This window comes from Pseudodesulfovibrio pelocollis (assembly GCF_030282845.1).
Taxonomy (GTDB): domain Bacteria; phylum Desulfobacterota; class Desulfovibrionia; order Desulfovibrionales; family Desulfovibrionaceae; genus Pseudodesulfovibrio; species Pseudodesulfovibrio pelocollis.
The window spans coordinates 1-11,809 of the sequence record NZ_JASTWE010000063.1; the positions used below are offsets into that span (position 1 = coordinate 1).

The 11,809-nt window shown below is 67.5% G+C and carries 11 protein-coding genes; 10 read left to right on the forward strand and 1 reads right to left on the reverse strand.

The annotated features are described in order from the left end of the window. The 10 genes from QQS14_RS15360 to QQS14_RS15405 form a co-directional block, all read left to right on the forward strand. A partial coding sequence (locus QQS14_RS15360; protein ID WP_285907895.1) for a [Fe-Fe] hydrogenase large subunit C-terminal domain-containing protein occupies nt 1-257 on the forward strand: 257 nt, incomplete at its 5' end. Nucleotides 258-269: 12 nt separating this feature from the next. After that, a complete protein-coding gene (locus QQS14_RS15365) occupies nt 270-608 on the forward strand; it encodes an iron hydrogenase small subunit (RefSeq protein ID WP_285907896.1) in 339 nt (112 codons plus the stop codon). A 405-nt stretch (nt 609-1,013) separates the two neighbouring features. After that, the gene (locus QQS14_RS15370) at nt 1,014-1,256 is read left to right on the forward strand and encodes a TM1266 family iron-only hydrogenase system putative regulator (RefSeq protein WP_285907897.1); all 243 of its coding nucleotides are present in this window, start codon (nt 1,014-1,016) and stop codon (nt 1,254-1,256) included. Between the two features lie 16 nt (nt 1,257-1,272). Further along, nucleotides 1,273-2,697 carry a [FeFe] hydrogenase H-cluster radical SAM maturase HydG gene (gene hydG / locus QQS14_RS15375; RefSeq protein WP_285907898.1) on the forward strand — a complete coding sequence of 475 codons (1,425 nt, stop codon included), beginning with the start codon at nt 1,273-1,275 and terminating at the stop codon, nt 2,695-2,697. 26 nt (nt 2,698-2,723) lie between these two features. Then, nucleotides 2,724-4,160: an aspartate ammonia-lyase gene (locus tag QQS14_RS15380; RefSeq protein WP_285907899.1), complete on the forward strand. Its 1,437-nt coding sequence runs from the start codon at nt 2,724-2,726 to the stop codon at nt 4,158-4,160. Continuing rightward, a complete protein-coding gene (locus QQS14_RS15385; RefSeq protein ID WP_285907900.1) occupies nt 4,157-4,786 on the forward strand; it encodes a hypothetical protein in 630 nt (209 codons plus the stop codon). Before QQS14_RS15380 ends, QQS14_RS15385 begins: the two co-directional genes overlap by 4 nt. Beyond that, a complete protein-coding gene (locus QQS14_RS15390; protein ID WP_285907901.1) occupies nt 4,783-5,772 on the forward strand; it encodes a radical SAM protein in 990 nt (329 codons plus the stop codon). The genes QQS14_RS15385 and QQS14_RS15390 overlap by 4 nt, the downstream gene beginning before the upstream one ends. Then, nucleotides 5,765-6,985: a [FeFe] hydrogenase H-cluster maturation GTPase HydF gene (gene hydF / locus QQS14_RS15395; RefSeq protein WP_285907902.1), complete on the forward strand. Its 1,221-nt coding sequence runs from the start codon at nt 5,765-5,767 to the stop codon at nt 6,983-6,985. The genes QQS14_RS15390 and hydF overlap by 8 nt, the downstream gene beginning before the upstream one ends. A gap of 151 nt (nt 6,986-7,136) precedes the next feature. Next, entirely contained in the window at nt 7,137-9,185 is a 2,049-nt protein-coding gene (locus QQS14_RS15400; RefSeq protein ID WP_285907903.1) for an FAD-dependent oxidoreductase, read from the forward strand. Nucleotides 9,186-9,220: 35 nt separating this feature from the next. Then, nucleotides 9,221-11,086: a [FeFe] hydrogenase, group A gene (locus tag QQS14_RS15405; protein ID WP_285907904.1), complete on the forward strand. Its 1,866-nt coding sequence runs from the start codon at nt 9,221-9,223 to the stop codon at nt 11,084-11,086. Nucleotides 11,087-11,212: 126 nt separating this feature from the next. On the opposite strand, the gene smpB is transcribed toward QQS14_RS15405, so the two are convergent. Next, complete coding sequence (smpB, locus tag QQS14_RS15410; protein ID WP_285907905.1) at nt 11,213-11,692, reverse strand: SsrA-binding protein SmpB; 480 nt, start codon at nt 11,690-11,692, stop codon at nt 11,213-11,215. Between the last annotated feature and the right edge of the window lie 117 nt (nt 11,693-11,809).

Genomic DNA, 11,809 nt, shown 5'->3' on the forward strand with positions numbered 1-11,809 from the left:
ACACGGCTGACGTGGCGGTTCCCGGCTTCGGCACGGTCAAGGTGGCTGTGGCCAGCGGGCTCAAGAATGCGGCCAAGATCTGCGACGAGGTGCGGGCGGGCAAGTCCCCCTATCACTTCATCGAGATCATGACCTGCCCCGGCGGCTGCGTGAACGGCGGCGGCCAGCCCCTTGATCCCGCCCTCGGGGCGTCCCTGTTCAAGAGCACCATCGCCCGCATCAACAACCGCTTCAAGGCACGCAGCGTTGGCGCGTAAGGAGGTATGAACATGAAAATGAACAGACGTGCCTTCATCAAAGTGTGCGGCGTCATGACCGGCTACGCCGTGCTCGGACTGAACATCGCCAAGGAGGCCGCGGCCAGCGCCATGGACTTTGTGGGCATCCGCCAGAAGTCCGTGTACGACGCCGATGCCAACCCCAAGATCTACAAGATCAGGAAGTCCCAGGACAACCCCATGGTCAAGAAGATCTACGACCCCAAGACGGGCTACCTGGTGGACGGCCCCTGCGGGAACCTGTCCTACCACCTGCTGCACACCCACTATGTTGACCGCAGTGGCAAGGTGGCGACCCTCAAGGCCAAGGGCTTCAAGCTGAACTTCTAACGCCTCTCAAGTGTCACCTGCGGCGAGGATGCTTCTGATCCAAGGGCGACATTTCCTTCCCCCCCTTGCCCCCTCCTTCGACCATGGCGGCCGCGTCGCTGCGGAGGGTCCTTGCCTTTGCCCATTTTCGTGTTACTTTTTTTAAAAAGTTATCTCTTTCGTATAATTTTTTCTTGATTCGTGTCTGAATCAGGCGTAGTGATCATGTCCAGAACACCTCCAACCGGAGAATCTGCCTGCGGGAAGGGTTTGCCTGAACCCCAAGGTGGAGCAGTCTGGCCCTGACCGCATGCAGCCAGGGGACCGTCCAGACCCTCCTTGCCCTTTCCCCATGCAGAAGAGCCCGGGAGTGCTACCCGGGCTCTCCTCGTTTCGCCTGGAAACCACCAACAGCGGGAAGTGGGCATGCAAAAACGCATCGGCATCATCGGCATCATCATCACGGACAGGGACAAGGCGGCCGCCAAGGTCAACGCGGTCCTGAGCGATCATGGCGACATGATCCTCGGGCGTATGGGGCTGCCCTTTCGCGACAGGGGCGTGAACATCATCGGCCTGATATTCGAGGCGACCACAGACGAAGTGGGCGCACTCGCCGGCAAGCTCGGCATGCTTGACGGAGTTCAGGTCAAATCATTATTGGTCTGACCCAAGGAGCGACGGCATGAAAAAGAACGGCACGACAAGCAACGGGCTTGCGAACTTCATCGACGAAAAGGTCATCCGCGCCGAGATGGAAAAGGCGAAGGACCCCGCTCCCGGACTGATCCGCGAAACCCTGGCCAAGGCCCGGGAGCGCCAGGGGCTCGACCCGGACGAGGCCGCCGCCCTGCTCGGCAACCGCGACCGCGACCTGGACGAGGCCCTCTTCGAGACGGCCCGGGAGGTCAAGAAGGGCATCTACGGCAACCGGTTGGTGGTCTTCGCCCCCCTGTACATCACCAACGAGTGCGGCAACCAGTGTGCCTACTGCGGCTTCAACGCCAGGAACGACGACCTAGAGCGGCGCACCCTCTCGTCCGAGGATATCCGCAGGGAGGTCACGGTGCTTGAGGACCAGGGCCACAAGCGGCTGCTCCTGGTCTACGGCGAGCATCCCCGGCTCAAGGCGGACTGGATCGCCCGGACCGTTCGCGACGTGTACGCCGTGACCTCGACCAAGAGCGGCGAAATCCGCCGGGTCAACGTCAACTGTGCCCCCCTTGACGTGGACGGCTTCCGCCAGCTCCACGAGGTGGGCATCGGCACCTACCAGTGTTTTCAGGAGACCTACCACCGCCCCACCTACGAGAAGCTCCACATCGCCGGGCGCAAGAAGGACTACCTGTGGCGGTTGCACGCCATGCACCGCGCCCAGGAGGCGGGCATCGACGACGTGGGCATGGGCGCGCTCTTTGGCCTCTACGACCCGATCTTCGAGGTCCTCGGCCTGCTTCATCACGCCCGCAGGCTGGAGCTGGACTGGGGGGTCGGCCCGCACACCATCTCGTTCCCCCGGCTGGAACCGGCCCAGAACGCGGACATCGCCTACCACCCGCCCTGCCCGACCACGGACCACGAGTTCAAGAAGATCGTGGCCGTGCTGCGGCTGGCCGTGCCCTACACCGGGCTCATCCTGACCACCCGCGAGACAGCACCCCTGCGCAACGAGCTGGTGGAAATGGGCGTGTCCCAGCTCTCGGGCGGCTCGCGCACCTATCCGGGCGCGTACAGCGATCCCGAATACGACCGGCCCGACGTGCAGCAATTCTGCATCGGCGACAGCCGCAGCCTGGACGAGGTCATCCGATCCATCGCCGGGGACCACGGCTACGTGCCGTCATGGTGTACGGCGTGCTACCGGCTCGGCCGCACCGGTGAGCACTTCATGGAGCTGGCCAGGACCGGGTTCATCCAGAAATTCTGTCTGCCCAACGGGCTGCTGACCTTCAAGGAATACCTGGAGGACTACGCCTCCGAAGAGACCAGGAAGGTGGGCGAGGCCCTCATCAAACGCGAAATCGACACCTACCCCGACCCGGATCGCAAGCGCCTGCTCGTCGAGCGGATGACGCGCATGGAAGCGGGCGAGCGGGACCTGTACCTGTAACATCCCAGCCAAGGCGCAGGCAGAACATGACCGGCTTTGAACACCCCACCCGCACCGAGCGCGACGCCCTGGGCGAACTGGCCGTGCCTGCCGACGTCTACTACGGCATCCACACCCTGCGGGCCGTGCGCAACTTCCCCTTCTCGGGCTACCGGCTGCACCCCGCCCTGATCCGGGCCTTTGCCCAGGTCAAGCGGGCCTGCGCAAGGACCAACACGCTCCTCGGGCACCTGCCCGGGGAGCGCGGCCGGGCCATCGAGGACGCCTGCGCCGAGATGGTCTCGGGCACCCTGCACGATCAGGTGGTGGTGGACCCCTTCCAGGGCGGGGCCGGAACCTCCACCAACATGAACTTGAACGAGGTCATCGCCAGCCGCGCGGCCGAACTGCTGGGCGGAACGCGGGGCCAATGGACCCTGGTGGACCCCATCCGCCACGTGAACATGCACCAGTCCACCAACGACGTGTATCCCACGGCCCTCAGGGTGGCGGTGCTGACCATGCTCGCGGACCTGGAGGCCGCTGTCTCCGGCCTCCAGGAGTCGCTACAGGCCAAGGAGGCCGAGCTACGCGACGTGGTCAAGCCCGGCCGCACCGAGCTGATGGACGCCGTGCCCATGACCCTGGGCATGACCTTCGGGGCCTTTGCCGATGCCGTGGCCCGCGACCGCTGGCGCGTCTTCAAGTGTCGCGAGCGGCTCAAGCGGGTCAACCTGGGCGGCACGGCCATCGGCACGGGCCTGGGTGCGCCGCGCGACTATATCCTGGCCGTGACCGGGCATCTGGCGACCATCACCGGGCTGCCGGTGTCCCGGGCCGAGAATCTGGTGGACGCCACCCAGAACATGGACGTCCTTGTCGAGACCTCGGGCATGCTCAAGGCGTGCGCCGCCACCCTGATGAAAATATCCTCGGATCTGCGCCTGCTGGCCAGCGGGCCCGGGGCCGGGCTGGGCGAATTGCGGCTGCCCCCGCTTCAGGCCGGGTCGTCCATCATGGCGGGCAAGATCAACCCGGTCATGCCCGAAGCCGTGACCCAGGCCGCCCTGCGGGTCATGGCCAACGACCAGACCATCGCCCTGGCCGCAGGCATGGGCCAGCTCGAACTCAACCACCTGATGCCCCTGGTGGCCCACGCCATCCTCGAATCCCTGACCCTGCTGACCAGCTGCTGCCGGGGGTTGGCCTCCGGGTGCGTGGACGGCATCGAGGCCGACAGGGCACGCTGCCGCCAACTGGCCGAGGAGAGCGGCGCCCTGGCCACGGTCCTGGTTCCGGCCCTAGGCTACGAGCGGGTGGAGCGCCTCCTGGCCGACGCCCGCGCCAGCGGGCGGACCGTGCGCGAGCAGGCCGTGCTCGACGGGCTGGCCACGGCCGAGGCGCTGGACAGGCTCCTGGCGCCCAACCGGCTGTGCAAGCTCGGGTTCACCCCCGGCGACTTCGACGGAGTGAATACCTCATGAGGCTCGTGGCCGACATCGACACCCTGGACACGCCCGGCCTGTTCGCGGCCGCGCAGAGTCGGATAATCCTCCACGCGGCGGTCTACGGGGCCTTTGCCCGCTCCCTGCCCCATCGCCACGGGCTACAGGCGGCCCTGACCCGGCCGCAGTTCCAGCGGCTGGACATCATCGCCCTGGAGCCGGGCTGCACCGAGCCATGGGTGCGGCCCTTTCTCGACGCCCTGCGCTTCGGCATCTCCCGGCAGGCCGCGGACGACGAGGTGGCCGCGTCCCACTCCTTTGTCAGCGACCTGGCCGCCCGCCACCCGGGCCGGGTGGTGGTCCATCCCGCCCACAGGCTGCCCTGCCAGCCCGTGCTGGTCATCGACGACACCATCGTCTTCGGCCAGTACGCCCATGCCGGATGTCACGCGCCCCAGGGCTTCTGGGGCATGGTCCGGGCCGACGTGCCCGCCCTGCTCGGCTGGGCCGACACGGGCAAACCCCCGGCCCACGCCCCGCGCGAGGCAGTGGCCGCCTTTCGGCTGGTCAACGACTGCGTCCGGGCCATGCAGGCCGCCCGGATTTCCCGCTCCCCGGCCCATGCCCCCTGCATCGATCATCCCCCGACCCCAGGACAGCCATGAACACAAGCGACATCCTCGCCCTGCTCAGCGGAGCTGACGACACCGCCCTTTTCGCCGATGCCGCCCAGACCCGCCGCCGGGTGTTCGGCGATGCGGTCTTCATCCGGGCCGTGGTGGAGTTCTCCAACGTCTGCGACAAGAAATGCCACTACTGCGGCCTGCGCGCCCCCAATGCGAACCTGACGCGATACCGCATGACCGGCCCGGAGATTCTCGACGCGGCCTGCGCCGCTGCTGCCGACGGGGCCGGAACCGTGGTCCTCCAGTCCGGCGACGACACCAGCTACACCGCCGCCCTGGTCGGCGACCTCATCCGCGAGATCAAGGCCCGCCACGACGTGGCCGTGACCCTCTCCCTGGGCGACCGGGGCATCGACGAATACGCCTTCTGGCGCGACTGCGGGGCGGACCGCTGCCTGATCAAGCTTGAGACCTCCAACCCGCGCCTGTACAAGCGGCTGCGCCAGGGCGAGGACTTCTCCGCCCGACTGGGCCGGGTCGAGGCCATGCGCGGGCTGGGCTACGAGGTCGGCTCGGGCGTCATCGCCGGGCTGCCCGGCTCGACGCCCCTGGACGCGGCGCGCGACATCCTCCTGCTCACGGACCTCGGCCTGGAGATGATCGCGGTGGGGCCCTTCGTGCCCAACCCGGACACGCCCCAGGCCGGGTCGCCGCCCGGGCCGGTGGCCCTGTCCCATCGCATGACCGCCCTGCTGCGCGTCCTCAATCCCGAGGCCAACATCCCGGCCACCTCGGCCCTGGACGCCCTGGACCCCGCGAGCCGCGCCCAGGCCCTGGCCCGGGGGTGCAACGTGCTCATGCCGTCCATGACCCCGACCGACCACCGGAGCGACTACGCCATCTATCCGGGCAAGAACGTCGGCGCGAACGACGACCCCCTGGCCGAGGCCCGGCGGTCCATCCTCGCCGCCGGATTCGTCCCCTCATCCTCAAAGGGGTTTTCCCCCAGGAGCCATCATGACTGACAAGGCACCCCGCGGCGTGCGGCTGGCCATCGCCCTCGTCGGGCGGCGCAATGCGGGCAAGTCGTCGCTGATCAACGCCCTGACCGGCCAGCAGACGGCCATCGTCTCGGACACGCCGGGCACCACCACCGACCCGGTGGCCAAGCACTACGAGCTGCTGCCCCTTGGGCCGGTGACATTCCACGACACCGCCGGGCTCGACGACACGGGCGAGCTTGGCGAGCTGCGCATGCAGGCCACCCGCAAGGTGCTCTGCCGCAGCGACGTGGCCGTGGTCGTGGTGGGCGAGGAGGGGGTCGCCGATCACGAGCGGTCCATTCTCGCCATGGTCAGGGAGCTGGCCATCCCCTGCATCGTGGCCTTCAACAAGGCGGACCTGCGCACGCCCACGGCCGATGAACTGGCCGCGATCCGGGCCGATGGCGCGCATGGCCTCGTGGTCAGCGCCCACAGCGGCCGCGGGGTGGACACCCTCAAGCAGGCGATCATCGACGCCGCGCCCCTGGAGTTCCGCCAGGAGCGCAAGCTGGTGGGCGACCTCATCGGCGAGGGCGACTGGGTGGTCTGCGTGGTGCCCATCGACCTGGCCGCGCCCAAGGGCCGCCTGATCCTGCCGCAGGTCCAGGTGCTGCGGGAACTCCTCGACTGCGACGCCGTGGCCGTGACCGTCAAGGAGCGCGAGATAGAGGCCGTGTTGGCCGGGATGAACCGCAGGCCCGCCCTGGTCATCACCGATTCCCAGGTGGTCATGAGCGTGGCAGGGGACGTGCCGGACGACATCCCCCTGACCACCTTCTCCACCCTCTTCGCCCGCCACAAGGGCGACCTGCCCCGGCTCGTGCAGGGCGCGGCCGCCATCGACGCCCTGGAGGACGGCGACACCGTGCTCATCGGCGAGGCCTGCTCACACCACAACGTGGCCGACGACATCGGACGGGTCAAGATTCCGCGCTGGATATCCCAGTACACGGGCCGCGACCTGCGCTTCGAGGTCTACGCTGGCCACGACTTTCCTGACGACCTGGAGCGGTTCAGCCTCGTGGTCCACTGCGGGGCCTGCATGCTGGGCCGCACCGAGATGCTGCGGCGCATCACCCAGTGCGAGCGGCGCGGCCTGCCCGTGACCAACTACGGGGTGGCCATCTCAAAGGTCCAAGGCGTGCTGGACAGGGTCATCGCCCCCTTCCCGGAGCTTCGGCAAACCGAATCCTGACTCCCCCCGCCGCCCTACGCCCAGGGAGCGGCTTGTCTTTCCCGGTCGAAGCGGGTAAGTCCTTGCCCTGCTTTTTTGATCAGGCAGGCGGCCTCGGCCCCCCGGCATCGGTGCCGGACATCACCCTTTGCAGGACCGACGGAAGAAGAGCATGGCGAGCGTCATTTACGGTGTGTGGGACGGCAAGATATATGACAACCGGGACAGGGACATTTTCGAGGTGGCGCCGCTGCCCGAGCTGGCCGGGTTTGATTTCTTCAACGAAGGCAACGTCATCAAGGCGTTCCTGGGCGACCGGGGATTCTTCGTTTTCGAGCCGGGCGTGGACCTGCTCGACGCCCTGGTGCGCTACGCGGCCAAGGCGGCAGAGGAGTCCTGCGGCAAATGCACACCCTGCCGCATGGGCACCAGCCTCGTGCGCGACAAGCTGGCCATGCTGCACCGGGAGCGGTTCGACACCGGCCTGCTGGCCGAGACCGAGATGCTGGCCCGGCATGTGCGCCAGACCTCCCTGTGCGGCCTGGGCCAAAGCTGCATGACCCCGCTCCTGAGCGCCCTGGACCACTTCCGGGACATGCTCGCCCCCGCCCCCGCCCCCGCCCGACGGGACGATGGCGGGCGGGACCATGACCGACGGGGCGATGATCGGCAGGCCGCAAACGGCCAGTACGCCATGCACTACGTCACCGCCCCCTGCATCGAAGCCTGCCCGGCCAAGGTCAACGTGCCCCGCTACATCGACTACATCAAGGACGGCAAGCCCTCCCACTCCCTGGGCGTCATCCTGCAGAAATATCCCATGGCCGCCACCTGCGGCCGCGTCTGCGTGCGCTTTTGCGAACAGGCGTGCCGTCGCAACATGGTGGACGAGGCCGTGGGCATCAAGGTGCTCAAACGCTACGTGGCCGATCTGGAGCAAGACATCTCCCGGCAGTGGTTCTCGCCGGACATGGTCTGTACGCGCCAGCCCGACCACCTCAGGGTCGCGGTGGTGGGGGCCGGTCCGGCCGGTCTCTCCTGCGCCTACCACCTCCTGCTCAAGGGCTACCCCGTGGAGGTCTTCGAGGCCAGGGACGAGCCGGGCGGCATGGCCGCCAGCGGCATCCCCAGCTACCGCCTGCCCAAGGAGGTGCTGCGAGGCGAGGCCGAGATCATCGGACGCCTCGGCGGCCGCATCCATTACAACGCCCGACTGGGCAGGGACTACACCCTGGACGACCTCATGGGCCGGGGTTTCAAGGCCGTGTTCCTCGGGCTGGGCTGCGACAAGGGCCGCCTGCTCGGCGTGGACGGCGAAGACCCGGACCTCTCGGGCCTGCAAACCGGCATCGACTTCCTGCTCAAGGTCCACGAATGTCTCCAGGGCAACGGCTGCATGACCCTTGGCGGCGTGGTGGTGGTCGTGGGCGGCGGCAACGTGGCCATGGACTGCGCCCGCTCGGCCCTGCGCATGGGAGCCGACGAGGTGCATGTGGTCTACCGCCGCGACAAGACGGACATGCCCGCCGACATCGAGGAGATCGAGGCCGCCCGCGAAGAGGGCGTGGTCTTCCACTTCCTGACCAACCCGGGCCGCATCCTCTCGGAAGACGGCCGGATCACGGGCGTGGAACTGGTCTCCATGCTCCAGGGCGAGCCGGACGCCAACGGTCGGCGCAGCGTGGTGGCCCGGCCGGACTCGGCCCGTGTGCTCCGCTGCAACGAGGTCATCGCGGCCATCGGCCAGCAGGTGGACGAGGACTCCATCAGCCAGGGCGACGGCGTGCGCTTCGGCAGGCGGGGCTTCCTGGACGCCGACGGGACCACCCTGTCCACGGCGCGGCCCGGCGTCTTTGCGGGCGGAGACTGCTACTCGGGCCCGTCCACCCTGATCAAGGCCATGGCCAACGGGCTCAAGGCGGCCCGCTCCATCGACGATTTTCTCCACTATGGCCGGGTGCGCTTCTTCCCGCGAAGCCGCATGCGCCGCATCATCGGCGACTTCCGCGCCCTGTCCAACGAGAGCATCGAGACGCCGGTGGAAAACAAGTACCGCGTCCGGGTCAGGGAGCTGGACCCCGAGGTGCGCAAGCGGCTCTTCGACGAGGTGGAAAAGCCCATCAGCACCGAGGAGGCGTATGAGGAGGCCAGCCGCTGCCTGCGCTGCTACCGCATCTACTCCGTGATCACCGAATCCCCGGTCCCGGACTCGGCCCTGTGACCGGCCCCTCTCACCCGCAACCTGCACGGACCATCATGCACGACACCATGCAAGCGACCATCAACGGCACACCCGTCACCTTTCAGGAAAACGACACCATCCTTGAGGCGGCCCGGCGCGGCGGCCACTTCATCCCCACCCTGTGCGAGCTCTCGGACATCGACCACGCGCCCGGCACCTGCCGCGTCTGCCTGGTGGAGATCATCCGCCCGGGCAGCGAAAGTCCGGTCATGGTCACGGCCTGCAACACGCCCATGGAACCGGGCATGGCCGTGCGCACCCGCACCAGCCGGGTGCGCGAGATGCAGCGGCTCCAGGTGGAACTGATCCTGGCCGACCACGACCAGGACTGCGCCACCTGCACCCGCCACGGCGACTGCGAATTGCAGGACGTGGCCCAGTTCGTGGGCCTGCGCCAGTCGCGCTACACCCGGCCCGACTGGACCAGGAGCCGCCCAAGGGACGAGACCTCCCCGGCCATCATCCGCGACATGGGCAAGTGCATCCGCTGCCTGCGCTGCGTCGAGGTCTGCCGCCGCGAGCAGGGGGTGGACGCCCTGGTCTTCACCGGCACCAGCCTGCAAGCGGACATCGGCATGCGCAACAACTTAAGCCAGGGCGCGTCCGACTGCGTGGCCTGCGGCCAGTGCATCCTGGTCTGCCCCACCGGCGCCCTGGCCGAGCGCGACGAGACCGAGACGGTCATCGACTTTCTCGACGACCCGGAGGTGATCACGGTCTTCCAGTTCGCCCCGGCCCTGCGCGTGGGCTTTGGCGAGGAGTTCGGCCTGGCCCCCGGGGTCAACGTGGAAGGGCAGATCATCACCGCCCTGCGCACCCTGGGCGCGGACGTGGTCCTGGACACCAACTTCGCGGCCGACCTGGTGATCATGGAAGAGGGATACGAACTGCTCGGGCGGCTCAAGGAAGGCAGGCGGCCGACCTTCACCTCCTGCTGCCCGGCCTGGGTCAATTTCGCGGAAAAACTCTATCCGGACATCCTGCCCTTTGTCTCGTCCACCCGGTCGCCCCAGCAGTGCTTCGGCGCCCTGGCCAAGACCTATCTGCCCGAGAAGATGGGGCTTGACCCCAAACGGATTCGAGTGGTCTCCATCATGCCCTGCACGGCCAAGAAGGACGAGGCCCAGCGCACGATGTTTCGCCAGGACGGCGCGCGCGACGTGGACGTAGTCCTGACCACCCGCGAGTTCGCCCGGCTGCTCAAGCGCGAGGGGATCAACCTGGCGGCCCTCGAACCCTCCACCTTCGACAACCCCTACATGGCCGAATACACCGGGGCGGGTGCCATCTTCGGCACCACCGGCGGGGTCATGGAGGCGGCGGTGCGCACCATGTACAGCGTGGTCAACGGCCGCGAACTGGAGCGCATCGAGGTTGAGGCCCTGCGCGGCTTCGAGTCCGTGCGCACGGCCACCATCGATCTGGGGGGCGACATCGGCGAGGTCAGGCTGGCCATGTGCCACGGCCTCAAGGGCGTGCGGGCCATCGTCGAAGACGTGCTGGCCGGCCGGGCCGACTTCGACTTCATCGAGGTCATGGCCTGCCCGGGCGGCTGCGTGGACGGCGGCGGCCACCTGCGCAGCAAGAAGCACTACCAGCCCTACGCCCGCAAACGCCGCGACGCCATCTACGAGATCGACCGGCAGATGCCGCGCCGCCAGTCTCACGAAAACCCGCAGGTACAGCGGCTGTACAAGGATTTCCTGGGCCAGCCCCTCTCCCACCTCTCCGAGGAGTTGCTGCACACCCACTACATCCGCCGCCGCACCGAGATCAAACAAACCATCAACGACATCTGGCGCGACATCACCATGTCCACCCTGGTCCACAGCGAGTTCGACGCCGCCGAGCCTGCCGCCTCGCGCAAACGCAAGGAGTGACGGCGACCCGACCCAAGGCGTTCAAGCGGCAGAGCCGACAACGATCAGGGCCGAAGCGTACAATGGATACGCTTCGGCCTTGATCGTTGTGGGCAACGCAGCAATCGGACGTTTTTCAACAGCCTGTCACTTCCGGTGATCGGCCAGTTGGCGGGCCGTGTCGCGGGCGATGTCGCGGTCCTTGAGGTCCTGCTTGCGGGAGTGGACATTCTTGCCCTTGCCCAGGCCGATGAGCACTTTGACCTTGCCACGGCTGAAGTACATCTTCATGGGGATGACGGTCAGGCCCTTCTGCTCGGTCCTGGCCTTGAGCACGCCGATTTCGCGCTTGTGCAGCAGGAGCCGTCGCGGCCGCTCCGGGTCGTGCTGGTCGAATTCGCCGGTCTTCTCGTAGGGGGCGATATGCACGCCCACGAGAAAGGCCGAGCCCTCGCGGAACTGGACGTAGCCGTCCTTGAAGGAAACATGGCCGCCGCGCAGCGACTTGACCTCGCTGCCGACCAGGGAGATGCCCGCCTCGAAGGTTTCGAGGATTTCATAGAGGCGTCTGGCCTGTTTGTTGGTGCCGATGGTGTTCGGCGTGGTGGTCGATTTCTTTTTTGCCATGGGTCCGTGTCTGTTCCTTGGATGGCGCGCCTTCGGCTGCGTGGGCGGCGGCAATGCGCGGGCCTCGCGATGCCTGGCGCGGCCGGGTTGTCCCGGCCGCCTGCGCGGGTCCGGTCG